17 protein-coding genes and 1 pseudogene are annotated in these 24,903 nt (G+C 71.5%); 11 read left to right on the top strand and 7 right to left on the bottom strand.

Annotated elements, in window-relative coordinates; all coding sequences use genetic code 11:
* Positions 1-93 precede the first annotated feature (93 nt).
* Together ACWIGI_RS01125 and ACWIGI_RS01120 are read right to left on the bottom strand one after the other, a co-directional pair.
* Complete coding sequence (locus ACWIGI_RS01125) at positions 94-879, bottom strand: RsiV family protein (RefSeq protein ID WP_454200295.1); 786 nt, start codon at positions 877-879, stop codon at positions 94-96.
* 106 nt (positions 880-985) lie between these two features.
* A complete protein-coding gene (locus ACWIGI_RS01120; RefSeq protein WP_454200294.1) occupies positions 986-1,684 on the bottom strand; it encodes a hypothetical protein in 699 nt (232 codons plus the stop codon).
* A 134-nt stretch (positions 1,685-1,818) separates the two neighbouring features.
* Between ACWIGI_RS01120 and ACWIGI_RS01115 the strand changes: the two genes are divergently transcribed.
* From ACWIGI_RS01115 to ACWIGI_RS01100, 4 genes are all read left to right on the top strand, one after another.
* Entirely contained in the window at positions 1,819-4,698 is a 2,880-nt protein-coding gene (locus tag ACWIGI_RS01115) for a BTAD domain-containing putative transcriptional regulator (RefSeq protein WP_454200293.1), read from the top strand.
* 302 nt (positions 4,699-5,000) lie between these two features.
* Positions 5,001-6,170: an MlaD family protein gene (locus ACWIGI_RS01110; protein ID WP_454200292.1), complete on the top strand. Its 1,170-nt coding sequence runs from the start codon at positions 5,001-5,003 to the stop codon at positions 6,168-6,170.
* 197 nt (positions 6,171-6,367) lie between these two features.
* Complete coding sequence (locus ACWIGI_RS01105; RefSeq protein ID WP_454200291.1) at positions 6,368-6,874, top strand: L,D-transpeptidase; 507 nt, start codon at positions 6,368-6,370, stop codon at positions 6,872-6,874.
* Positions 6,875-7,023: 149 nt separating this feature from the next.
* The gene (locus ACWIGI_RS01100; protein WP_454200290.1) at positions 7,024-8,400 is read left to right on the top strand and encodes a PucR family transcriptional regulator; all 1,377 of its coding nucleotides are present in this window, start codon (positions 7,024-7,026) and stop codon (positions 8,398-8,400) included.
* Between the two features lie 22 nt (positions 8,401-8,422).
* Here the strand turns inward: ACWIGI_RS01100 and ACWIGI_RS01095 are convergent.
* From ACWIGI_RS01095 to ACWIGI_RS01075, 5 genes and pseudogenes are all read right to left on the bottom strand, one after another.
* Positions 8,423-9,208: pseudogene (locus ACWIGI_RS01095) on the bottom strand (lipase family protein); the annotation flags it as partial.
* A 400-nt stretch (positions 9,209-9,608) separates the two neighbouring features.
* On the bottom strand, positions 9,609-10,682 hold the full coding sequence (locus ACWIGI_RS01090; protein ID WP_454200289.1) for an esterase/lipase family protein: 1,074 nt from the start codon (positions 10,680-10,682) through the stop codon (positions 9,609-9,611).
* Positions 10,683-10,833: 151 nt separating this feature from the next.
* Complete coding sequence (locus ACWIGI_RS01085; RefSeq protein WP_454200288.1) at positions 10,834-11,490, bottom strand: TetR/AcrR family transcriptional regulator; 657 nt, start codon at positions 11,488-11,490, stop codon at positions 10,834-10,836.
* A gap of 40 nt (positions 11,491-11,530) precedes the next feature.
* Entirely contained in the window at positions 11,531-12,655 is a 1,125-nt protein-coding gene (locus ACWIGI_RS01080; protein WP_454200287.1) for an AAA family ATPase, read from the bottom strand.
* A 59-nt stretch (positions 12,656-12,714) separates the two neighbouring features.
* The gene (locus ACWIGI_RS01075; protein WP_454200286.1) at positions 12,715-15,753 is read right to left on the bottom strand and encodes a hypothetical protein; all 3,039 of its coding nucleotides are present in this window, start codon (positions 15,751-15,753) and stop codon (positions 12,715-12,717) included.
* Positions 15,754-16,073: 320 nt separating this feature from the next.
* Between ACWIGI_RS01075 and ACWIGI_RS01070 the strand changes: the two genes are divergently transcribed.
* Genes ACWIGI_RS01070 through ACWIGI_RS01040 form a run of 7 tightly spaced genes read left to right on the top strand, consistent with a single transcriptional unit; the run spans position 16,074 to position 24,845 of the window.
* A complete protein-coding gene (locus ACWIGI_RS01070; RefSeq protein ID WP_454200285.1) occupies positions 16,074-17,345 on the top strand; it encodes a hypothetical protein in 1,272 nt (423 codons plus the stop codon).
* Positions 17,342-18,322: a glutamate ABC transporter substrate-binding protein gene (locus ACWIGI_RS01065; protein WP_454200284.1), complete on the top strand. Its 981-nt coding sequence runs from the start codon at positions 17,342-17,344 to the stop codon at positions 18,320-18,322. Before ACWIGI_RS01070 ends, ACWIGI_RS01065 begins: the two co-directional genes overlap by 4 nt.
* Before the next feature lie 5 nt (positions 18,323-18,327).
* Entirely contained in the window at positions 18,328-19,509 is a 1,182-nt protein-coding gene (locus tag ACWIGI_RS01060) for a hypothetical protein (protein WP_454200283.1), read from the top strand.
* A complete protein-coding gene (locus tag ACWIGI_RS01055; RefSeq protein WP_454200282.1) occupies positions 19,506-21,797 on the top strand; it encodes a tetratricopeptide repeat protein in 2,292 nt (763 codons plus the stop codon). The genes ACWIGI_RS01060 and ACWIGI_RS01055 overlap by 4 nt, the downstream gene beginning before the upstream one ends.
* Positions 21,794-22,900, top strand: a complete 1,107-nt coding sequence (locus ACWIGI_RS01050) for a PP2C family protein-serine/threonine phosphatase (RefSeq protein WP_454200281.1) — start codon at positions 21,794-21,796, stop codon at positions 22,898-22,900. The genes ACWIGI_RS01055 and ACWIGI_RS01050 overlap by 4 nt, the downstream gene beginning before the upstream one ends.
* On the top strand, positions 22,897-24,189 hold the full coding sequence (locus ACWIGI_RS01045; protein ID WP_454200280.1) for a VWA domain-containing protein: 1,293 nt from the start codon (positions 22,897-22,899) through the stop codon (positions 24,187-24,189). The genes ACWIGI_RS01050 and ACWIGI_RS01045 overlap by 4 nt, the downstream gene beginning before the upstream one ends.
* A complete protein-coding gene (locus tag ACWIGI_RS01040; RefSeq protein WP_454200279.1) occupies positions 24,189-24,845 on the top strand; it encodes an FHA domain-containing protein in 657 nt (218 codons plus the stop codon). The genes ACWIGI_RS01045 and ACWIGI_RS01040 overlap by 1 nt, the downstream gene beginning before the upstream one ends.
* Positions 24,846-24,903 lie beyond the last annotated feature (58 nt).

The following is a 24,903-nucleotide window of genomic DNA, read 5'->3' as shown; positions in this document are numbered from 1 at the left end:
TGGTGTGCGCGAACATGGGTAGCAGGGTGCCCCATGAACGGGGCCGTGCGCCAGCGAATTTCGCTCACGCACGGCCCGGCATCGGGAGCGGGGTCAGCTCGAGAGCACCTCGAGCATGCCCGGGGCGAGCACCGCGCTCAGCTCGGACCAGGGAATCGTGATGTCCACGACCCCCATCGCCGAGGGGCCCACCGAGCCCTGCTGGAAGTAGACGCGCATGCCCTCCGGGGTAGCGGTCCAGACCTCGAAGTTCTCCGAACTCGCGCTCGCGCCGCGGGAATCGAAATCGTCCCCCGCCCGGGTCCGTGGGCCCAGCTCGGCGGCCTGCGCCGCGAGCACGTCGAGTCCGGCCCGGCTGTCGGTGAACAGATCACCCAGCCCGATCGCTTCCCCGGTCTCGCGATCGGTGACATGGCTCGCCAGCATGGACCACGGATGCGCGCCGCCGCCGTCGAAGCTCACCCACAGCAGCCCGCTCACCGCTCCGGCGCCGATGTGCTCCACCACGCTGCGCCCGTTCGGGTCGGTGATGCTGACCGGAGGATCCTCGTCGGATACCTGATGACCGGACACGAAGCCCTCCAGCAGCTCACGCATGCTCGCGTTGAATTCCGTTGCCGCCGCGCCGGTTCCGGGTTCCACCTGCGGAACCCGCACGTCGTAGCTCACCCGGCCCTCGGTCCCGTTCACCCGGACGCTCGCGGCCGTGAGCTTGCCGGTGCCCGGGCGCGTGGTCACGGTCGTGGTGGCCGCGGCCGACGTCGTGGCCGATGTCCCGGGACCCGTGGTCACCGGCACGGTGGTCGTGCCGTCCTCGCAGGCCGACAGGCTCAGTGCGATCGCCGCGATACCGGCGACGGTGGCGGTCCGAATCCACATGGAACCCTCCCGTTGTCAGGGCATCGCCGTCCGGCGGTGCTGTTCCCCCAGGGTCCGGGCTCACACCAGGCGCCGACCAACGAACGACCAATCGAGCCCGCCGGGCCTAGCGGGCTCGGCCCACGAATTCGAGCCAGCGCGGCGCGATCTCGGGCCGGATCCCCATCTCACGCAGCAGTTCCAGGGTCTCGGGCCAGGTCAGTCCCGCGCGGCGGCATGCCCGCCACGCGGCCCGGGTGCGGTCCCCGAGATCCTCGAGGTCACCGGCGACGAGCCAGTCGCGCACCCAGCGCCGATGCGGCAGCAGCGTCGCGATCACCTGCCACAGCGGCACCCGCAGGTCCGGGCTCGGCCGATCGTGCCCGGGATGGCAGCGGCGCAGTTCGTTCACGGTGGCGACGGCCTCGAAGCGCTGTTCGAGGGCGAGCAGATGACCCAGGAACGGCCGGCCGGCGGACTCGTCGGTGTACAGCCAGTGCCGCATCCGGTGTTCGAGGTGGATCTGCAGGCGGTGGATCCGTTCGCGGGTGACACCGAAGTCCACGGCGAGCCGTCCGAGGCCGGCCGGTTCGGTGGCGAAGATCAGCCCGGCGGCCACGGCCCGCCGTCGCACGTCCCAGTCTCCGGTCAACTCGCCGAAGGCGGCCAGTGGCTCGGACAGCAGGGCGGGTGCGGGCAGGATGGCGGCATCCGCGGCGGCGGTGAGCCGGGTGACGCCGCGCGGCGCGGGGCCCGGCCGGGGTGATGCCGCGGGCCGGAATTCACCGAACCGCGGATCGCGACCGAAGCTGTGACACCGTGACACTCGCCCTCCCCCGAAGCACCTGTGCGACCCACGATCGGACCGATATTCCATGATGGGAGGCCCCGATCAATGGGGAATAGTCGACGAATCAACGGAATTTCCGCACCTCTACACTCTCGAACGGGGAGGTCGGTTTGCTGAAGTTCTCGATACTGGGCGAAGTTCGCGCGTGGCTCGCGGACACGCCCCTGGATCTCGGTCCGCCGCAGCGGCGTGCCGTGCTCGCGGCGCTGCTGTTGCGCGCGGGCAGGGCCGTCACGGCCGCGGATCTGGTCGAGGGCATCTGGGGTGAGGATCCGGTGCCGCGCGCGGTCCCCGCCCTGCGCACCCACGTGGCCAAACTGCGGCGCGAACTCGAACCCGGCCGGGCCGCGCGCGGCCCCGCGGCGCTGCTGGTCTCTGTCGGCGACGGCTACACCCTGCGGCTGTCCCCCGGCAGCACCGACATCGACGCGGTCGAGGCCCTGCTCGCCCGGGCCGCCCGGCTGCGCGACGAGGACCCCGTCGCCGCCCGCGACACCCTGGTCGCCGCGCTCGCGCACTGGCGCGGCCCCGCCCTGAGCGGGCTGCCCGGCCCCTTCGCCGAACGCCAGCGCGCCCGGCTCGAACAGTGGCGGCTCACCATCATCGAGGATCGCCTCGCCCTGGACATCGCGACCGGGTACAGCGCGGACGCGGTCGCCGAATTGGGCCCGCTCATCGAGCAATTCCCGCTGCGCGAACGCTTTCGCGCCCTGCTGATGACCGCGCTCTACCACTGCGAACGCCAGGCCGAGGCGCTCGAGGAGTACGCCCGCGCGCGCCAGGCGCTGGTGGAGGGTATCGGCGTGGAGCCCGGCCCGGAACTGAGCGCGGTGCACGCGCACATCCTGCGCGCCGAACTGCCGCCGGTGACGCGTCCGGCGCCCGTGCGCTCCCCCGCGCAGTTGCCGCCCGATATCGCCGACTTCACCGGCCGCTCCCGGCTCACCGCCGAACTCGCCGCGCAGTTGGTCGGCGACCGCAGCGCCGTGGTCATCTCCGCGGTCGGCGGGATGGGCGGGGTCGGCAAGACCACGCTCGCCCTGCACGTGGCGCATCGGGTGCGCGATCGGTTCCCGGACGGCCAGCTGTATGTGAATCTGCGCGGTGTCGACGACGAGCCCACCGCCCCGGGCGATGCCCTCGGCGGATTCCTGCGCGCGCTCGGCGGCGCTGAGGGCGCGATTCCCTCCGGGGTCGAGGACCGGGCGGCGCAATTGCGAACCATGCTGTCCGACAAGCGAATTCTGCTCGTCCTGGACAACGCCCGGGACAGTGCCCAGGTCCGGCACCTGCTACCGGGCACTCCGGGGACCGCGGTGCTCATCACCAGCCGCTCCACCCTCACCGAACTGCCCGCGGTCCGGCGCACCCGCCTGGACGTGCTCGAGCCCGCCGAGGCGCTGACCCTGCTCACCCGGATCCTCGGCGCGGAACGGGTGCGTGCGGAACCGGACGCGGCCCGCGCGGTCATCGAGCAGTGCGCATGCCTGCCGCTGGCGGTGCGCATCGTCGGGGCGCGACTGGCCGTGCGGCCGCGGTGGACCATCGCCGATCTGGCCGCCCGCCTGGCCGACGAGAGCCAGCGCCTGGACGTGCTGCGGACCGGCGACCTCACCGTGGAGGCGGCCTTCCGGCTCGGCTACGCCCACCTGAATCCCGAGCAGGCCGGGGCTTTTCGCGCGCTGGCCCGGGCCGACGTTCCCGACTTCCCGGTGGCGGGCGCCGCCGCGGTGCTCGGGGTGAGCGTCACCCGCGCCGAGTACGTCTGCGAATCGCTGGTCGATCTGAGCCTGCTGGAGACCACCGCGCCCGGCCGCTACCGCTATCACGATCTGCTGCGTCTGTTCGCGCGCGGTCAGTCCGGCGCGGACGAGGAGACGGTGCTCGCGGGTCTGCTCGACCACTATCTGGCCAGCGCCAAGAATCTGCTCGCCGCGATCGACTACAGCAACATCTCGGGCCTGCTCGTGCCCACCGTCGCGCCCGGTCATCGGTTCACCAACGGCTCGGACGGCCAGTCCTGGAACGACATCGAGCGTCCGGTGGTCATCGCGCTGCTGCGCCAGGCCGCGCGCCTGGGCGGCCCGGTGGTCGCGGTGGCGGCCGACCTGGCGTGGATCACCGCCGAGACCATCGACGCGGGCACCCGGGCCCGCGAACTCGCCGAGGCGCTGAAGGCCCTGCTGCACACCGCGATTCGTGACGAGTGCCACGGATCGGTACGCCGCCTGCGGGTTTCGCTCGGCGCACTGCTGCAGGTCGGGCTCGGCGAGGTCGAGGCGAGCAGGCGGTATCTGCGCGACATTCCCCCGCCCACCGACGACGCGGGCCGTCGCCTGCAGGTGCTCACCGAACTGCTGCTCGGCATCGCCGACCGCAGGCTGGGCGACACCGAGGACTCGCACCGGCGCTTCCACGAGGCCCTGGCTCTGACCCGGATGCTCGGCGACCGTTCCATGGAGGCGTGGATCCTGGCGCTGTCGCTGCGCACGCTGTGCGAATCGGGCCGGTACGAGGAGACGATCACCGTCGCCGGCCACGCCCTCGCGCTCGCCCGCGAATCGGCGAACGATCTCGCACTCTGCTGGGCCACACACGAATTGGCCGCCACCTATTCGCTGCGCGGGGACCACGAGCGCGCGCTCGAGCTCGGCGAGCAGGCCGTGCGCATGGCCCAGTGCAACGGCGTACGCCTGTGGGAGGGCTGGGCACGCACCCGGCTGGCCCAGATCCAGCTTCGCGCCGGGCGCGTGTGCGCGGCCGAGACCGAGGCGGCCACCGCCCTGGATCGCCTGGCCATCGCGGCCGATCCGCTGGACCGCGCCCGCGCGCTGGTGCTGCGCGCCGCCGCCCTCGACGCGCGCGGGGCGACCTGCGAGGCGGATCGGGACGCTCGTGAAGCCGCCGCCGTCTTCGACCGCGCGGGTCTGCCGCCACCCACCTTGACCACGCTGTTCAATCCCGCGGCCGCGCTGCCGATCACACAATAGAGAACGTTTATTCCTTATTGATCGGCGCCTGACAGGCTGGTGTCCGGACGCCACGCGTGGTGATGGGCAGATCCCCGGCACCGGCGTCCATCCGGTCATGTCCGCGTATGTGCGAGGGGTACGTACGCGTGTCATGCCGTTCTCGCGCCGCCCGCGGGTGCCCGCGCCGCGCGCCGCCGCCCCCGTTGTGACCGCGTTCTCGCGCCGGATGACACCCGTGTGATTTAGGATTGCCCGCAGTTTCGCCAAGAGTTTGCTGTGCACCGAACCTGTTGTCCGTGATCGGCGATGAAGGCGGGCCCGTGGGCATATTGCGTGAGCACAAGACCTTGCTGTCCAACGTCGCGCTGGTGGCGGTGCTGCTGGCCGGCGGGTCGTATCTCGCCTTCGGCGTGGCCCGGGTGCGGCCGCCGGGCGATACCTACTCCGTCACAGTGCATTTGGATCGCTCCGGCGGACTGCAGGCGGGCAACGACGTGACCTGGCGCGGGTACCGCGTCGGCAAGATCCGGAAGATCGAACTCGTCGAGAACGGGGCGGAGGTGGCCGCGGTCGCGGAGATCTACCGGCGATACGACATTCCGGCCGACACCGCCGTCCACGTCGGCGCGCTGTCCGGGGCGGGCGAGCAGTACCTGGACTTCCGGCCGAACACCGACGTCGCGCCGTACCTGTCCGACGGCACGGTGATCCGATTCGATCCCGAGCGCATCACCACCCCGGTGCCCATCTGGTCGGCGCTGGACAACACCAGCGCCCTGCTGGCACAGGTCGACCCGGACAAACTGACGGTCATCCTGAACGAACTCGACACCGCGCTCAGTGGCGGGCCCGAGCAGCTGCGCCACCTCATCGAGGGTGTCAGCCTGGCCACCACCGGCCTGGACAACCTGCTGCCGCAGACGACCAGCCTCATCGAGAACCTGCGTGTGATCGCCGATACCTCCTCGCACGCGCAGCCGGATCTGGGGACCCTGACCCGCAATTCGCGCATCCTGGTCGATCAGGCCAACGCCGCCAACGGCGAACTGAACCGGTTTCTCACCGACGCGCCCGGCCAGCTGGCCATCGCCGAGGCCACGCTGACCCGCAACGAGCAGCCCATCGAACAGCTGGCCCAGACCCTGAGCGCCATCGTCAAGAGCGCGCTGCTGCGCACGCCCGCGCTGCGGGCGCTGTTCCCGGGGCTGGTGGTCGGCACCTCCGCCATGGGAGTTCCGGCGCACGACAACGAGTTCCACACGATCCTGGACGCCTGGCCGCGGCCGTGGTGCGACTACACCAGCAGGACGACGCCGCTGCAGCAGGCGACCGACGGCACCTTCGCGCGGTGGAACTACTGCGTCAATCCGCCGCCGGAACAGCAGATTCGCGGCTCCGGCAACGCGCCCCGGCCGAGTATTCCGGACAACGGCGCGCAAATGCCGACCTGGGGTGACCCGGAGGACCGCACGCCACCGCCGGTGCGCTGAATTTTCCTCCGCGATTCTCCCCGCGTGTCGGCACACCCGGCGCGGGTTCATCCCGCGAATTTCCGAATGGAGCCCGCAGAATATTCCCGTGGTACCGCCAGGTGGTCCCAATGCTTGTGCCCATGTGATGTCCCGCCGCCCCGATCGGCAGTTCTCGAACCGGGTGGCGGGCAAGGCTAGAGAGGTCAGATGACTCGATGACGATCAAGCGTTCCCTCGGCCTGGCGGCCCGTTCGGCCGTCCTCGCCGGTGTCGCGTCGGCCGGTCTGGTGGCGGCTCCCGCGCAGGCCGAGCCGCTGTGGCCCGGTGGCCCGGAGGTCCCGGGCGTGCCCGCGATCGTGCCCACCGTGCCGGTCACCGCGCCGTGTTCGGAGAAGGCCCGGGCGTGCTTGCGGCTGAGCACGAACGAGGCCTGGCTGATGGACAAGGGCGAGGTTGTTTTCGGTCCCACGCCCATTTCGCATGGAATGCCCGGTTTCGAAACTCCGCCGGGCGTTTTCAACGTGGCGTTCAAACGGCCGTTCCATTGGAGCACGATGCATCACGCGCCGATGGAATACGCCATCTTCTTCAATGGCGATATCGCTTTCCACATCGGTCCGGTGGACAAGCAGTCGCACGGCTGTATTCGTATGACGCCGGACGGGGCGAAGGAGTTCTTCCGCTACCTGCAGACCGGTGATGTGGTCGAGGTCGTGGCCTGACCCGAATCTCGTGTGCGCGGCCCCCTTCCGGTCATCGGGAGGGGGCTTTCCCTTGCCGTCCGAGGTGACCGCCGTTACAGTTACGCACCAGTAGGAACGCTAGCGTTCCCTGAACGCCGGCAATCCCCGATCGAAGTGTGGAGCTGTAGATGACGAGACCGACCACCGCCGTATCGGATCGGACCGCCGTGACCGCCATTTCGACTCCGCTGCACGATGCCCGTGCGCTGTCCCGCACGCTGGTCACCCATTTCGCCGAGCACGTCGCGCCCTGCGGCACGCTGCCGGGCGACGCCCTGCGCGGCGACGTCACCGCGGTGACCAGGACCTGCCTCGAGCTCGCGGCCGCCGTTCTCGAGGGCCGCGACGTCAGCACCAAGCTCGAGCGTCTGCGCCGCGCCGGCGCGGACTGGGCGCGCGAGGGCATCCCGATCGGCACCATTCACCGTGCGGTACACGACGGTTTCGCACTCGGGTTCGATCTCATCCTGGACGCGGCCGGCCCCGAGCACTACGAGCGGATCGCCGAGACGGCCCGGCGGCTCATGGAGGTGCAGGCCATGGTCGGCACCGCGTTCGCGGTCGCGTACGTGCGCGAGCACCGCGCGGTGGTGGCCGAGCACCACTCCGCCGTGCACACCGTCACTTCGGCGCTACTGGCCGGACATTCGGCCGCGACGATGGCGCGCGCCGGCGGGGTCGAGATCGACGAGGCGTATCACGTGCTGGCACTGAGCATTCCGTCGCACAGCGGGGAATCGGATCCGGCCATCGACCCCCAGGTGGTGGCGCGGCGCAAACTGCGCCGCCTGCAGTCCGAACTCGCGGATCGGTGCGGCGGGCGGGCGCTGGCCCTGCTCGGCACCGACGGGGGCACCGTGCTCCTGCCCCAATCCGTCGTCGCCACAGCCGATCTCGACCCCCTGGTGGCCGCCCTGGCCGCCGCCGCGCAGGTGCCGATCACCGCCATCGCGCTGCACACCGCGACCGCGACCATCCCGCAGGCCGCGGACCAGGGACACGAACTGCTGGATCTGGTGCACCGGCTGGGCTGCGCGCCGGGGCTCTACAACTTCGACGACCTGGCCATGGAGTACCAGCTGACCCGGCCCGGCCCCGGACGCGAATACCTCGGCGCGCTCCTGGATCCGCTCGACGAGCACCCCGAACTGCTCGACACCCTGCGCCGGCACATCGCCAACGATCTCAATCGCAAACGCACCGCACGGGTCCTGGGTGTGCACGCCAATACGGTGGACTACCGGCTCAAGCGCATCGGACAGCTCACCGGTTTCGACCCCGCCCAATCCTCGGGACTGTGGTATCTGCGCTCGGCGCTGGTGGCACGCTCCTACGATCGGCCCGGGTCCGCGGTGGGCGACCCGCTGCCATCCGCGCCAGCGTCCCGGCGAAGGCCAGATGTCCCGCGAGAGCCGACCGGCTCGACGCCACCGACCACACCGTGCGCACCCCCGCGGGGTCCGGCGAGCGCTGGGCGAAGCGGTCCGCCAGCCAGTCGGTCATGAGCGGCGCGGCCAGGAACTGCAGGGGCAGATGCATACTCAGCCGATCGCGGATGTAGCGCACGTCCGCGCCGTGGTCGAGATAGCGCCGCACGTGCGCGTCGATATCGGCGACCGCGATGACCTCGTCGTTGACACCCTGCACCACCAGCAACGGCATCGCGGGCGCCTGGGCGCCCGGCCGGATCTCGTCGAGTACCGCGCGCAGGTGCGGATGCGCGAACATGGCGGCCAGCCCAGCCCCGGAATGACGTTCGGCGTCGCGCCCGGCGAACCGGGCGAGCAGCGGGAAGGTGGCGGTGGTCTCGGCGCGCTGCAGCAGCGCCAGGTATGCCGCCGAAAGATGTTCGCGCAGCACCGGATCCAATTGCGGATAGGCGCGGCGCAGCGCGGCGGTGAAGACCATGGCGAAGCCGGCGAAGGGTGACCCGTTCAACCGCATGAACGCCGCCGCCGGATCCCCGACCGGAGATCCGGCGACCGCGCCCACGATGTCGAGTTCGGGCGCGTACTCGGCGGCGAGTTCGGCCGCCCACGCGGTGGCCAGCCCACCGCCGGAGTACCCCCAGAGTCCGATGCGGGTGGCGGCCGAGAGCCCCAGCGGCGCGAAGCGCAGGGCCGCGCGGGCGGCGTCCAGTGCGCGGTGGCCGGGTTCGCGCGCGGCCCCGAAATGCCCGCCGGCGCCCTCGTGATCGGGTACCGAGACCACCCAGCCGCGTTCCAGCGCACCGATGATGAGCGGCAGTTCGATCTGCGGTATCGAGCCCGCCGCGCGGGCGCGATGCCGTAACGCGTAGGAGGGGAAGCACATCGGCGCGACCGCGTCGATCGCGCACTGGAACGAGAGCAGCGGGCGGTCACCCGGATCGGGTCCTTCGGGCAGCAGCACCGTGGTCACCGCGGCCTCGGGCGCGCCGCGCAGGTCGGTGGTGCGGTACAGCAGTTGCCAGGCCCGAACGCGCTGGGGCACCAGTCCGAGCAGCCCCAATCGCACAGCGCGCGTGCGCAATACGGTGCCGGGCGCGAACGCGCCCAGCCCCTCGGGCGCGAGGTGGAACGGATCGGCGTCGGGTAGCAGCGGTCTGCCCCACTCCGGTTCGGCGTCGTTCCGGAGCAGGGGTTCTTCCAGCGAGTCGCCGATGGTCATGGTGTTCCTCTCGGGCAGGGCGCTCGGCGCCGGGCGGGCGCCCGGCGCAAGGTCGCGGTCGCGGTCAGAGCTGTCCGCCGCCGCCGATCAGCCAGGGATTGAACGCGCACGCCAGTTCCGGCGAAGTACCGGATCCCAAGGCGCGCAAGGCGATCGACGCCGCACGCGGCGAGTACAGCATGGTCAGGTGATCGGAGAGATCCTGGTCGCACCCCTCCTGCAGGGTGATGTTCTGAACCGTGGCCCCCGGCCCGGCCTGCAGGAAGGTCCACTCGTACGGGTTGGAAACCTCGTCGTGCCGGGTGCCGACCACGGTGTACTCGACCCCGGGAACGGTGTCACCAGCGGCGTTGAGCCGGGAGTAGAAGGACGAGCCCACCACCTGCTGGATGTTCGACTGCCCGAGCAGCGGCTGATAGAAGCCCAGGATGTCCAGCCCGAGGTTGTTGATGGCCCGCCCCAGCGCCGCGATGCCCATCAGCGAGGTGCCGTGATTGGTCGCGCCGAAGGAGATGAACTTACCTACCTTTCCCTCTCCCCCTTCGAATTTCAGATACTGGGAGGCCACCGGACCGCCCTGCGAATGCGCCACGACATCGACCGCGCCCGCCCCGGTCGCCGCGAGCACCCGGTCCACGAACGTCCCGAACTGGCGGGCGGAGTCCTCCATCGGCCCGACCCCGTGCCTGCCCGGCAGCACCGTCCCGACGCCGCCGCCGTTCAGCAGGTTCTCGCGCCCGTAATTGAAGGCGAACACGCAGTATCCGGCCCGCGCGATCCGGGGCGAGAGGTAGGCGAAACTGTCGTAGGCGTTCATCCAGGTACCGTGCAGCAGCACCACCGGCCGCGGGTGTTCCGCGCTCGGGCGGCAGTCCCACCGGTTCGCCCCGGGCGGGGCCGCGTCGGGATGCAGCAGCCCGTATCCGAAGGCGGCCAGGTACGCCGACACCTCCGGTCCCTCCCCCACCGCGTCGGAGGCGACACTGGCCGTCGCGGATCCCGTCCCGCTCCCGGAACCGCTCCCAGACCCACTGCCGGTCCCGACATCGGCCCGCGCCACGCCGCCGGCGCTCAGCACCGCCAGCGCGGTGGCCCCCGCGCACAGAATCGAGCCCAGCGTCCTGCTCGTCCGTCTCATGACATCTCCCACCGCATCGCATGAATCGACATCGGCGTCGAATTCGCTTGCGAACGTAAGGCGGTGGCGTGAGCGCTGTCACGGGCGCTGTGTCAGATGACAATGCCGCCCTCCCGCGCCGGGCGGGCGGTTGTGGCGATGGACAGCCGGATCAGGCGGCGGGGGTGCCTGCGATGACGATGGCGGTGCGGGTGAACAGATCCGTCAACTCCGGCAGGGCCGCCGCGCCGTGTTGATGCAGGCACGCCCGCACCCGATCGTCGATGCCGCCGAGCAGCATGTCGATCATCTCCCGATCCGGCTCCCCGGTGAGATCGCCGTCGCGGACCCCGACCCGGGCCACGGCCAGGATGTAGTCGGCGAACTTCTCGTGCACCTGGGCGCGCTGGGCGACCAAACCCGGTCCGGCGGCGAGGGTTTCCACGTACAGCGCCCGGGCCGCGCCCGGCTGGGCGGCGAGCATGCCCAGGTAGATCTGGAAGGAGAAGCGCACCCGGTCGGCCCAGCGCACGCCGTCCATGCCGGTGACGGTGGCCTGCAGCTGATCCAGCGCCGAGGTGACCGCGAGATCGTAGGCGGCGGCGAAGCATTCGTCCTTGCCGCCGAAGACGGCGTAGAAGGTCCGCCGGGCCACCTGCGCGCGGCTGACGATGTCGGCCACGGTGGTCGCCGCGTATCCCAGTTCGCCCACCGCCTCCAGCACCGCGCCGCACAGCCGCTGATACTGCGAGGTGACGACTTCTTCCCGGCTCAGCCCGTGCCGCCCGCGCGGCAGGGGTCCGGCCGACCCGATAGCTTCCACACTCACCCCGCCAGAATATGGCCTGTGCGCACGCGGCGAAGCCCGGCTAGCGTTTCGGCCAGTACCAGGGCGGCTCGTCGAGGGTGCCCAGCCCGTCCACGACGGTCGCCCCGTCCCGCTTGACCAGCTCGATGGTGTGCAGGTCCGGGGCGTGCGCGGCGATGGCCGCGATGAGCGGGCGGGCATGGCTCACCACGACCACCTGGGTGTCGCGGGCCACGGCGGCGACGAGCGCGCCGAGCGGGCCGAGCAGTTCGGGGTGCAGACTGGTTTCCGGCTCGTTGAGCACCAGCAGTTCGGGCGGGCGGGGCGTGAGCAGGGCCGCGGTGAGCAGCAGGTAGCGCAGGGTGCCGTCGGAGAGTTCGGCGGTGGTCAGCGGCCGGACGAGACCGGGCTGGTGCAGCAGCAGCTCGAAACGACCGTCCCGGCTGAGGATTTCGATCTCGCTGCCCTCGAACGCGTCGTCGATGGCCCGCGCGAGGCCTTCGGCGTCGCCGATCTCCCGGATCGTCTGCAGGGCCGCGGCCACGTCGGCCCCGTCGTGCGCGAGGACCATGGTTCTGGTGCCGATCCGCGGGGTGCGCGCGGGTGCGTCGGCGTCGGTGCGCAGATGGTCGTAGAAGCGCCACGATCGCATGCGTTCGCGCAGGACCAGCAGGTCGGGGGCGGCCTGCGGATCGGCCAGTTCCGAGAGCATGCTGTCGAAGGACTTCAGCGGGTGCGGCACCATGGCCCAGTCGCCGTCCGCGCCGCGCAGGCGCAGCACCGGTCCGCCGCGCTCGGCCAGCAGGGTCGCGGGCCGCAGTACCGGACCCGCCCACACCGCCTCGGCCTTGATCTCCGGATCTCGATCGAACATCGACTGACCGGGCACCGGCACGCCCAGGTCGGCGGCGTATCCGAAATCGTCGCCCGCGTAGCCCAGCCGCAGGGCCAGGGGTTCACCGCGCGCGGTCCGGCGCGGTCCGGCCCACAGGGTGGAGTCGATTCCGCCTTCGCGGGCCAGCCCGGCCACGGCTCCGTTGCGGGAGAACTCCGCGAGCAACCGCAGGACCCGGTACATGCTCGACTTGCCGCTGCCGTTGGCTCCGGTGACCACGTTGAGCTGACGCAGCGGTACGACCAGCCTGCGCAGTGACCGATAGTTCTCGACAGCCAGGGTGGTCAGCATGCGGCCAGTCAACCATCGGTTACCGACAGTGCCGCGATCGGACGCGGGGCGCGCGGTGCCTATCCCGCGCCGAGTGTGCCGACGTGAACATCGTCGGGCGCGGATGGCGGCCAGGGGATCGGGTGCACACCGGCGCGACCCCACAGGGCGTTCCAGCCGCCGCCGGGCAACCAGGATGCCGGGACGCGCAGACCGGTGTCGGCGACGTGCGCCCAGAACAGGTCGGCGCTCGCGCCCAGCGCGACGGCCGTCGGCCAGCCGCGCTGCCAGGGGCCCGCCGGATCGTCGAGGGTGGTCGCGGGAAAGCCCGGCACGGTGACCATTCCAAGTGCGGCGACCGCGACGGTCCGGCACTCGGGCGGGGTGGTGGTGAGCGCGAGTATCAACGGGCACAGGAATTCGGCGCGCGGATCGCGGAGCAGCGCGCGGGCGAAGACCGGATCGTCCGCGCGGGCCAGGGCGTGCAGCGCCGCGCGCAGGCGCAGCGCGACCAGCTCGATCGAGCGGGCGGTCCCGATGTCGGGATCACGGACCAGCAGGCGCAGGGCCTTCGACGGCAGCGCGGTGTCGTCGGAGAGCCGGCGCACCCGGGGGTGACGAGCGATCAGATCCGGATCGAGTCGCTCGACCGCGCGGGTGAGCGGGCGTGCGCCCGACGCCGCCCAGAGCTGCGGCAGCGTGAGAAGTCCGTCGGACAGCGCCGTTCGGATGTGCCCGGCGAGCCGCTCGGCGCTCGCCCGGCGCAGGACGGTCAGCGCCTTGCCCGCCGCCTCGGCGTCGAACGCCGGTTCCCGCCGCCCCGCGGGCGCGCGGGCCACGGTCCCGCGCCGCGTGTCCGTCGCCGCGGACACCGGTCGGCGGTATTCGACCGGTGCCGGCAGATTGTTCTGTCCGGCAGCCTTTTTCGAGCCGATCGACACTCCCGTCCCGGCGACGGGCGCATCCGCGAGGGCGATGAACACCGCGCGGGTGGTAGCGACGTCTCGCACCGGCTCGCACACCACGGCGCGCAGCGCGGGGCCGAGTTCGCGCACCGCGTTCGGGGCCGAGCGGCGCGGGCGCGCAACCGATTCCGGGTCCGGCGTCTCCGGTTCGGTGTCGGGTTCCACCCGGCGCAACTCCCGTACGAGGCGTTCCAGCGCGGTCTTCAGCACCGGGTCCGGATCGTCGTTGAACCTGCCTTTGATCTCGCTGATCCACCAGCCGTACCCGGTGGACCGGAGTTCGGCGTTGACCAGAATGATGTCCTGCGCGTCGCGCAGGGCGAGCAGCACGTTGCGCCCGGCCATCGCCATGTCTCGATAGGGTGATCCCGCAATACAATTGCCCATGTAGTCCGACCATTCGGCCAGTCGCCCGGTATCGCGCGCGACCTGGACGCGGGCATCGGTGCCCGGCAGCCGCTGCCCGTCGAGGTCGAGAATCGTTTCCGGAACGTCGAATTCACCGCCGAGCGCCGCCGCGACCGCACCGCCGGTCATCAGCCCCGCGCACAGACTCGCCCAGTCGGGGCAGCGCGCGGGCGGGGTCGCGCCCAGCGCGACGAGTTGCGCCGCGCCCGCGACCGCGAGCGGGATCGAATCGAGCCGCGGGGTCAGCGGCTCGGGCCGTTCCGCGGCCGGGTCCGGGTCGAAGTGCGGGACACAGCCGTAGCCGGTCCGGATCTCGGCGGCCCGGTGACCGCGCAGGCTCACGACGGCGTCGGCGAGTTCGCCGTACCACAGCAGATCCGAGGCGTGCTCGCGCGCTGCGGGGTCCTGTTCGAGCCGCCGCGCCAACGGCGTTTCGGCGAAGCGCGCCACATAGGGATTCATGTCCCAGGTCGCCGGGGCGCGGGTGCCGACGTAGCCGATGGCGGCGCGCCACTCGCGCAGCGCCGGCGGATCCCAGTGGGCGCCGGGCAGCAGCTCGGTCATCTCGCGCAGCGTGAGCTGGAAGGCCTGCTCGACGACGGTGGCGTACGCGAGCGCGGTCGCGGTGCGCACGCGCACGAATTTCTCGAACGCCCGGTTCATCGGCTGCTGCTGTCGCAACCAGGAATCGATGTCGCGCACATGGCAGATGGGGCGGGCGGGCAGCGGGCACTCCGCGGGCGCGTCGCGCCGCGCGGACTTGACATCGTGCCGGCCGACCATGGCCGACGCCGCCGCGAGTTGCGGGCGCAACGCGGTGATGCCCGCGACCACGCCGTGCTCGTGCACGGCCACCGCGAGGCGCACCAGGACCGTGGCGGCGACGGCGTCCTGAATCAGCCGCTCCAGCACCGGTTTCCACACCTCGGCGAAGACGGGGACGCGGCGAATCGCGGTCAGCAGCGCCAGCGGATCGGTCGGGTCGATCCCCAGCTCGGCCACCGTCAGCTCGGCGTCGTACTGCCGCCGGCGCCGGTACAGGCTCTCGGCCCGGCTCATGTCCTGGGCGCGAATCCGGCTCTCGGCCAGCGCGAGCGTCGCCTGCCGCGCGCCGACCCGATCCCACAGATCCCGGAGCAGTGCCCGCCTGCGCTGCCGCGGGTAGCGGTTCAGCACCGGCGCCAGATTCGCGGCCAGGGCCGAGGGGGCGCCGGCCGGAATCGGATCGGTCCCCGCCGGCGCGTGCCAGCCCAGCACCTCGGCCACCTGTTCGGGCCCGAGGAGTTCGGCCGCGGCCGAGGCGAGCGTCAGCGCGGCCCAGCGCTGTTCGCGAATCGCCTGTTCGGCGGCGGCGCCGACCGGCTTGGTGGCGCTCACCCCGAACAGCGCGACCAGGGTGCTCGCCCGTGCGCCCAGCCGGGCGGCGCCCTCGATACCGAGGACGCGCAGCGCGGCCAGCACCGCGTCCCGGCGATCGCCGGTGGCCCCGGCCAGCCGGGCCGAGACGAGGCCGTCGCCGAGGTCGATCCCGGCCCCGGCGATCACCGGGCCGCCCGCGGCCATCCACCGCGCCAGGGTGTTCCGGGCCGCGGCGACCCGCTCGGGTGCGCTGTCGCGGTCTCCGAGGACGACCGCCGCGCCGGCCCGCAGGTCGTGTGCGCGCGGATCCACCGGTTCCCCGGTCTCGGCCGACCAGGCCCCCAGTGTTCTGTCCGCGACGACACCCCAGGCCAAACGAACCGCCAAACCGAAACTCCCACCGCCGCTTTCCGCGCGGGCATCGGATCGATGCGCGCGGCGGCCAACCATACGAGTCACCGCCGGCCTCGGCAATCGAATTCTCACCCCGCGCGCCGCGCCCGCGAGACGTAGTGTGCCGTCAGGTTTCCCGCCGGTTCACCGGCGGTGAAATCGCGGATTCCCGATCGCGAGAAATGGCGTGCACCGATGCGAAATAGCGCAGTCCACCTGCGAAATCCAACCGCCCGGAATGCGATCGACACAACCGAATGCCTCCCGTACCATCGCCGTACGGGGAGTAGGGGCCGGTCGAACGGGGGCACGGTGTGAGAGGTCGTCTGTCGGCGACAATCCGCGACGGGGTGGGGTGGCTGCGGCGTTTCGCGCGTACCGCGCCGGGCGCCATGGGCGCGGTCGTGGTGGGTCTGGTGATCGTGTGCCTGGTGTCCGGGCTGGTGTCCGCGAATGAGCTCGATGACAAACGAACTCGCCGCGACACGGTGTTGCAGCACACCGAACCGCTGGCGAATGCCGCCCAGCGCCTGTATGTCGCGCTCTCCGCGGCGGACGCGGCCGCGTCGGCCGCATTCCTGTCCGGCGGAATCGAATCCACCGAGGTGCGCGCCCGCTACCGGCAGGCGCTGGCCGACGCCGCCGCCGCGCTGGCCGAGGCCACCACGGGCGCCTCGGACGCGCAGACCCGCGAGATCGTGGCGCGAATCGCCGTCGACCTGCCCGCCTACACCGGGCTGGTGGAAGCCGCGCGAGCCAACAATCGCCAGAATTTGCCGGTAGGTTCGGCCTACCTGCGCCAGGCGTCCGCGCTCATGCAGGACACCCTGCTGAGCAAGGCCGAGGAACTCGAGCGCACCCGGCTCGCCGCGCTGCACGAACAGCAGCGTGTCATTTCCGGTCCGCCGCTGATCGGTGTCGTGCTGCTCGTACTGCTGCTGATCGGCTGCGCGCTGGGTTCGCGAGAGCTGCTGCGGCACACCAATCGCCGGGTGAATCTCGGCGTCCTGGCCGCCGCGGGGGCGGCCGTGCTGACCCTGCTCTGGATCGCGGGAACGACGATCGCGGCCACCACCGCCGTCGACCGCGGCGAGCACGGCGCCACCGCACGCTTCGAAACCCTCGCCAAGACACGGATTCTCGCCCAGCAGGCCCGCACCGAGGAGACGCTGCTGCTGGTCACCCGGGGTGACGTCGACGCCAGCGAGGCCCGCTATACCGAGATCAGCACCGCCCTGCGCGAGAGTCTGCTCTCGGTGGTGAGCGCCGATTCGCCCGCCGCGCAGGCGTTCTCCAGCTGGCAGGACAGCCATCGCGCCCAGATCGTGTCCTATCGGGGCAACGAGTACGGCGCGGCGGTGCAGCGATCCATCGGCGCGGGCGACGATTCGGCGGCTGCGCGTTTCGCCGCTCTCGACGAGGCGCTGCGCTCCGATCTCGAGCAGACCCGCGAGCGGGTGCGCGACGGGGTGGACGCGGCGGGCGACGCGTTGTTGCTGGCTCCGCAGGGCGCCCTGCTCCTGCTGTTCGGGGCGGCCGCCGCGGTCGCGCTCGGGGTCTGGCCACGGTTGAAGGAGTTCCTGTGAGCAGTCGGCACGCACGAATTCGGCTGGCCCTGCTGGCCGTTGCCGCCACGCTCGCCGCGGCCTGCAGCGGCAACGCGCCCGATGCACCGATCATGGTCGTGGACCCGGGCAGCGGTCTGCCCCCGGGCGCCACCGAGATCACGACCGCCCCGCAACCCCAGCCGCAGACCTGCAATCCCACCGCGAGCCTGCGTCCGGTCAATCAGCCGCGGTCCGGGGCCATGCCCGCCGGATCGACCATGGCCGCGATCGTGGCCAACGGGAAAGTGCGGGTGGGCGTCGACCAGAACCTCTTCCTTTTCGGATTCCGCAACCCGGCCACCAATCAGCTCGACGGATTCGATATCGGCATCGCCAAAGAGATCGCGAAGGATCTGTTCGGAGATCCCGATCGGGTCGAACTGCGCCCCATCGATACCGCCAATCGGGTGGCCGCGCTGCGCGACAACGAGGTCGATCTGGTGGTGCAGACTTTCTCCGCCACCTGTGAGCGCCGCCGTGAGATCGAGTTCTCCACCATCTATTTCACGACCCAGCAGCGCATTCTCACCACCAATGGCAACGGCATCGAATCCGCCGCCGATCTGAAAGGCCGGCGAATCTGCGCGCTGCAAGGAACCACCACACTCGAGGCGATATTCGCGCTGAAGGACCGGCCCACGGTGATCGGGATGAACAATTGGCTCGACTGCCTGACCGCGTTGCAGCAGGGCCAGGTCGACGCCCTGAGCACCGATATGCCCATCCTGGCGGGATTGCGGGTGCAGGATCCGAATCTGCACATCGTGGGTGGGTCGATCGCCGTCGACGATTACGCGGTCGGCGTGCCGAAGCAGGCCACCGATATGGTGCGTTTCGTCAACGGCGTGCTCGAGCGAATTCGCACCGATGGCACCTGGACCCGGCTGTATCAGGATCATCTGGTCGCCGAGCTCGGCGCGTCGCCCGGCCCGCCCGCACCCCGATACCTCGACTGACGGCCATGACGGGGACATCGGGCCGCGCGCTGACCACCGCCGAGATCGACCGCGACATCGGCAGGCGCGCAGGCGAAATCGACGCCATCGCCACCACCCTGGTGGAAGTGGACGGCCATGCCGGCCTGCACCTGGTGCGCCGCTGCCCGCCCACCGGGCGCACCGCCGAACGCTGGGCTCCGGCTCACACCGCGCTCGACCGGCTGTGGGTGGACTTCGGGCACCTGCGCGATCTGCTCGAGCGGGTGCGCACCGCGCGCGCCAAGCGCCGGCTCGAGCCCCGGGACCGCGCCGAGCTCACCCGGCTGCTGCGCGGGCAGCCCGTGGAACTGGCGCGCGTGGCGATTCCGCTGGCGCGGCGCACACTCGACGGTCCGGCCGAACACGTCGAGCACGCGGGCTTCCGGGAGCTGGTGGACCGGATGCGCGCCGAATTCCCCGGCATCGTCGAGGTGCTCGACGCGATCGAGGCCGCACACCGGCGCGCCGTGGACCGGATGACACCGGTGCGGGCCGAGCTCGCCGCCGCGGCGGCGCTGCCCGAATCGCGGTCCCTCACCGCCGATCTCGCCGCCCTCGCCGCGCGCGCCGACACCGACCCGCTGTCCCTGACCAGGTCGGAGCTCGACGCCGGGCTGGGCGAGATCACCACCCGGCTGGCCGATCTCACCGCGCGCCTGGCCGAACTCGAGGCCGTCACCCGTGACCGGGACGCGGCGATCGCCCGCCTGCGGGCGCGGATGGACACCCTGCGCGACACCCGGGCGCGCGCCGAGCTCGCCCGCGTCGCGGTGGAGCGGACCATCCTGACCGGCCCGCTCCCCCGCCACGCCGACGACAGCGGCGCGCTCGGCGCCGAACTCGACACGCTCGCAGCCGATTCGGCCGCGCCCGCCGATCGACTGCTCGACCTGCGGCGGCGCCTGACCGCGGCCATCGCCGCGGCCGCCGAGTCCGAGGAGGTCGCGCTCGGCCTGCTGGACCGGCGGTCCGAACTGCGCGGCAGGCTGACCGCCTACCGGGCCAAGGCGGCCCGGCTCGGCGTCGGCGAGGACCGCGACGTCCTGGCCACCGACCGCATCGCCACCGGTCTGCTCACCCGCAAACCCTGCGACCTGGCCGCCTGCACGCGCGCCGTCGCGGACTATCGCCAGCTCATCGCGCAGAAATCCGGGAGACGACCGTGAAGTGCACCGAACCGGACTGCACCGGAACCGTTGGGACGGACGGCTACTGCGATGTCTGCGGATTCGCGCCCGCGCCGCAACCGACCGCCGCGCCCACGACGGTCGCGCCCGCCGCCGTGGCGCACAGCGGCACGCTCGGCCCCGCCTCCGGCCAGGTCTCCGCGGGCAGCACCGTCTGGTCCGCGAGCCATTCGGTGCGCACCGGCAGTTCGCGCTCGGGCCAGGCCGGGCGGGGCAGGCTGGGCGCGGGCATGGTCAAGATCCCGCCGGTCGCGCCCATCGATCCCGCCTCGGCCGTGCTGGCCGACCCGATGGTGCCCGAGAACCAGCGCTACTGCGGGAACTGCGATCAGCCGGTGGGGCGCAGCCGCGGCGACAAGCCCGGCCGCGCCGAGGGTTTCTGCGGCAACTGCGGCACCCGATTCTCGTTCACGCCCAAGCTGGTTCGCGGTGAGCTGCTCGCCAACCAATACGAGGTGCTCGGCCCGCTCGCGCACGGCGGCCTGGGCTGGATCTACCTGGCCATCGACCACAAACTCGACTTCCGGCCGGTGGTGCTCAAGGGCCTGCTCAACACCGGGGACGCCGACGCCATGCGCGCGGCGGTGGCCGAGCGCCGCTTCCTGTCCCGGGTCAAACACCCGAATGTGGTGTCGATCCACAACTTCACCGAGGAGATCGGCGCGGACGGGGTACCGGTCGGATACATCGTCATGGACTACGTCGGCGGCACCTCGCTCAAGGAGCTGCTCCGGCGCAGGCGTGCGGCCGACGGCACGTATCTGCCGCCGGCCCAGGCCATCGCGTACGTCCTCGAGATGCTGCCCGCGCTGGGCTATCTGCACTCGCGCGGGCTGGCCTACTGCGATTTCAAGCCGGACAACGTGATGCAGGCCGAGGAACAGTTGATCCTGATCGACCTCGGCGCGGTGATCAGCATGAACGACAAGGACAGCCCCATTTATGGCACCCCGGGCTACCAGGCGCCGGAGCTCGCGCACACCGGGCCGACGATCGCCTCGGAGGGCTACACGGTGGGCCGCACCCTGGCGGTGCTGCTCATGAAGATCCCTCAGGTCGACGGCAAACTCGGACCGCTGCCGACCCCGGACGCCGAACCCCTGCTGGCCCGGCACGATTCGCTGCACCGCTTCCTGCTGCGCGCGACCCACGACGATCCGGCGGCCCGCTTCGGGTCGATGGAGGAGATGGCGGACCAGCTCACCGGCGTACTGCGCGAAGTGCTCGCCGCCGAGGACGGTCAGGCCCGGCCCGGTCTGTCGGCGTGCTTCGGTCCGCCGCGCGCGGTCTTCGGCATCGGGGACGCGCTGGCCGATGATCCCGCGGCCATCATCGCCGCGCTGCCGGTCCCGCTGGTCGATCCCGCCGACAGCGGCGCGGCCCTGCTCGCCAGTTCCACCGCGATTCGGCCCGACGAGCTCGAACGCGAGCTCACCGCGGGTTTGAAGGCGGTCATCACCGGTAAAGACGAATCGGTGGAAATTCCGCTTCGATTGCTGCGCGCCGCACTGGAATTCGGCGACATCGCCGAGGCCGACCGCCGCCTGACCGAGCTGGACGACTCGTTCGCCGGTGACTGGCGCCCCACCTGGTATCGCAGTCAACTGCTCCTGCTGCGACGGGAGTGGTCCGCGGCCGCCGGGGAACTCGACGCGCTGTACACCGCGCTGCCCGGCGAGCCCGCGCCCAAGCTCGCGCTCGCGGTCACCGCCGAGCTGATGGCGCGCCACGGCAACGGCGCGGATCCCGAACCGGCCCTGCGCCGTTCGGCGCAGTACTACGAGATGGTCTGGCGCACCGACCGTTCCTACGCCAGCGCCGCCTTCGGCGCGGCTCGCCTGCGCCGCTCGGTGCCCGACCGCCCGGGCGCGGTCGCGGTCCTCGATCAGGTGGACCGGGCCTCGGCGGTGCACACCGAGGCCGGGGTGACCGCGGTCGACATCCTGCTGGCCGTCGACCGCCCGGGTGAGCTCACCGAGGCCCTGCTGCGCGATGCCGGGGCCCGGATCGAACACCTCACCCTGGACTCCAAACGTCGTGCCGCACAGGCACGTATGCGGGTACTGGACGCGGCGCTGCAATGGCTGCGCCTGGGCCGGGTACCCGTCGATCCCGCGCCGCTGCTGGGGGTGACCCTCGATCAGCAGGGCGTGCGGACCGGACTGGAACGCTGCTACCGGGAGCTGGCCCGGGAGACCGACGATATGTGGGAGCGCATCGCCCTCGTGGAACAAGCCAACACCGTCCGCCCCAGGACGACACTGTGAACGCCCGCTGCGGAGCCTGCGGAGCGTTCGCCGCCGAAACGGACCGCTTCTGCGAGGAGTGCGGCCGTGAACTCGTACCGCAGCGCGTGGCGCTGCCGCCCGGCGGCGGCGTGTTCGCGCCCGCCGCGGTCACCCTGCCCGCGGGTGATCCCGCGCTCGCTCCGGCGCCGCTGACCGGGACCACCGTCACCTTCGCCGATACCGCGCCCGGCCCCTGTGACGGCTGCGGCGGAGTCGATTTCGACGCCGACGGTTTCTGCGCGGGCTGTGGTCAGCGCCCGCGCGAACGGGACCGCTTCGAAGCCGATCTCGAAATCACCTGCGTGGTCACCGATCGCGGGCACAGTCACGCGCACAACGAGGACGCCGTCGCGGCCGCCCGCCTGACCGACGCCGGCGGCGCGGCGGGCGTGGTGATCGCGGTCTGCGACGGGGTGTCGAGTTCGGAGGATCCGCAGGCGGCCTCGGGCGCCGCGGTGCGCGCCGGGGTCGAGGCCACCCTCGCGGCGCTGTCGGCCGCGTGCCCCGCCGAGGAGGCGGTGCTGGCCGGGCTCACCGCCGCCGGAAAAGCGGTGCACGACATCGGCACCCCCGACGGCCGCTCGCCGTCCTGCACCTACGTCTCGGCGCTGGTGCTGTTCGACGACACCGGGGGCGCGCGCGTCACCATCGCCAATGTCGGTGACAGCCGGGCCTATTGGCTCCGGCCCGAGCCCACCGGGTCCCTGCGGCTGACCCTGGACGATTCGCTCGCGCAGGAGTTGATCAACTCCGGCGCCATGGACGAGGACGCCGCCATGAGCGCCCCGCACGCCCACGTGCTGACCCGCTGGCTCGGCGCGGACAACGACCGGCACAGCTGGTCCCCCGACTGCGTGCGCACCACCCACATCGCCGAGCCCGGCGTGCTGCTGCTGTGCAGTGACGGTCTCTGGAACTACCTGCCCGAACCGGCGGATCTGGCGCGCATCGCCACCGCCGGCGCTCCGGTCCCCGCGTCCCGCGCGCTGGTCGACTACGCGCTGCAGGCCGGTGGCAAGGACAACATCACCGTCGCACTGGTTCCCGTTCCGTTCTCCGAGCGAGTAGGAGATGCACCATGAGTTCTGCTGAGACACCCGGTCTTTCGGTCTTCATCGATCAGAACGAGTACCTGGCCGAGGGCGTGCGCACCGTCGACGCCATCATCAGCGTCGAGACCACCGACGATCTCGTGGTGGCCGCCCCCGCGCAGGAGCGCGTGGAGATCCTGATCATCGACTGCTCGGGGTCCATGGCCGGGGCGGACAAGTTCCCCGGCGCCCGCCGCGCCACGCTGGCCGCGCTGGACGTGCTGCCCGACGGCTGCCGGTTCGCCATCGTCGAGGGCACCGACAAGGCCGAGGTGGTGTTCCCGCGCGACGGTGCGACCGCGGTGGCCGACCGCGAGACCCGGCAGGCCGCGCGGCTGGCGCTGGACAAGCTGCGTCCGCACGGCGGCACCGCGATGGGCACCTGGCTCGGGTTGTCGCGCATGATCGCCCAGCGGCATCCCGCCGCCATGGTGCACGCCATCCTGCTCACCGACGGCCGCAACGAGCATGAGACCTCCGAGCGGCTGGCCACCGAGATCCGTGCCTCCCAGGGCCTGTTCACCTGCGACTGCCGCGGCGTCGGAACCGATTGGGAGCCCGCCGAACTGGAGGCCATCGCGGCGGCGCTGCACGGGACGGTCGACATCGTCAAAACCCCCGATCTGCTCGCCGCCGATTTCGCCGCCATGATGCATTCCTCACTGGCCAAGGCGATTCCGGAGCTGACCCTGCGGGTCTGGACGCCGGTGGGCGCGCGCGTCAAACTGCTCAAGCAGGTGGATCCGACGCTGGAGGATTTCACCGGACGCCGCACCGAACCGGCCGCGCAGATCGGGGAGTATCCGCTGGGGCCGTGGGGCGCGGAAGAGCGCGGGTACCACATTCAGCTCGAACTCGAGCCCGCCCCCGCCGGACGCGAGAAGCTCGCCGCCCGAGTCAGTGTCGTCGCCGACGGCGAGGTGATCGGCCAGGGCCTGGTGAAGGCGGTGTGGACCACCGACACCGATCTGTCCGCGCGGATCAGCCGCCGCCTGGCCCACTACACCGGGCAGGCCGAACTGGCGCAGGCCGTCCAGGAGGGCCTGGCGGCGCGCAAGCGGGGCGATATCGCCGCCGCCACCGCGAAATTGCAGCGCGCGGTCGAGCTGGCGCGCGAGTCCGGCAACGAGAACACCGCCAAACTGCTCGCGGCGGTGGTCGAGGTGGAGGAGAGCACCGGCACCGTCCGGTTGCGCGCGAGCGTCGACGCCGCCGACGAGATGGCGCTGAACGTGCGGTCCCGCAAGACCGTTCGCGTGCGCGGGGAGGCGGACGCGTGATGCCGAGGTGTCCCGAGGGCCACGAGTCCACCGCCACCGACTACTGCGACTACTGCGGTTCGCCCATGGTGGGCGAACCGCAGGCGACCACCCTGCAGGTCACCCAGTGCCCGGGCTGCGGCGCGCTCATGGAGGGCCGCTACTGCGAGGACTGCGGCCACGATTCGGTGCTCGGCGCGCCGGAGCCGGTCGCGGCGCCGACGGTGACCGATGCCCCCGCGGTGCCGATTACCGTGGCGGACGCGGCGGCGACCTGGGTGGCCACCATCACCGCCGATCCCGCGCATTTTCAGCGCATGCGCGCCCAGAAGGGCCCGGACATGGATCGCGTGGACTTCCCCGCCTACTATCCGGCGCGCCGAATTCCGTTGCCGGAGGGCGACGTTCTCATCGGCAAGCGCAGCTCCTCGCAGGGGGTGAATCCGGAGATCGACCTGTCCATCGCCCCCGCCGACATCGCGGTGTCGCGCTCGCACGCCATCCTGCGCCTGGCGGACGCGACGGTGACGGTCACCGATCTGGGCTCGACCAACGGCACCTGCGTCAACGACAGCCCGACGCCGATCCCGGTCCGGACGCCCGTGCCACTGCGCCCGGGCGATCGCATCCACGTCGGCGGCTGGACCACGATCACCCTCACGACCGAAACGGCCTGATCACCGCACTCGGACCGGATTCCCGGCGGTGGGAATCCACCGAATCCGCCATGCTGGT

Source organism: Nocardia sp. NPDC055321, assembly GCF_053645575.1.
The sequence above is the reverse complement of the archived record's forward strand: the minus strand, read 5'-3'. Positions and strand labels throughout refer to the sequence as shown.

Excerpts from the sequence above, each read along its gene's own strand:
- ACWIGI_RS01125 (WP_454200295.1), bottom strand. The coding sequence starts at position 879 with ATGTGGATTCGGACCGCCACCGTCGCCGGTATCGCGGCGATCGCACTG.
- ACWIGI_RS01105 (WP_454200291.1), top strand. The coding sequence starts at position 6,368 with ATGACGATCAAGCGTTCCCTCGGCCTGGCGGCCCGTTCGGCCGTCCTC.
- ACWIGI_RS01100 (WP_454200290.1), top strand. The coding sequence starts at position 7,024 with ATGACGAGACCGACCACCGCCGTATCGGATCGGACCGCCGTGACCGCC.
- ACWIGI_RS01090 (WP_454200289.1), bottom strand. The coding sequence starts at position 10,682 with ATGAGACGGACGAGCAGGACGCTGGGCTCGATTCTGTGCGCGGGGGCC.
- ACWIGI_RS01080 (WP_454200287.1), bottom strand. The coding sequence starts at position 12,655 with ATGCTGACCACCCTGGCTGTCGAGAACTATCGGTCACTGCGCAGGCTG.
- ACWIGI_RS01060 (WP_454200283.1), top strand. The coding sequence starts at position 18,328 with ATGACGGGGACATCGGGCCGCGCGCTGACCACCGCCGAGATCGACCGC.
- ACWIGI_RS01045 (WP_454200280.1), top strand. The coding sequence starts at position 22,897 with ATGAGTTCTGCTGAGACACCCGGTCTTTCGGTCTTCATCGATCAGAAC.
- ACWIGI_RS01040 (WP_454200279.1), top strand. The coding sequence starts at position 24,189 with ATGCCGAGGTGTCCCGAGGGCCACGAGTCCACCGCCACCGACTACTGC.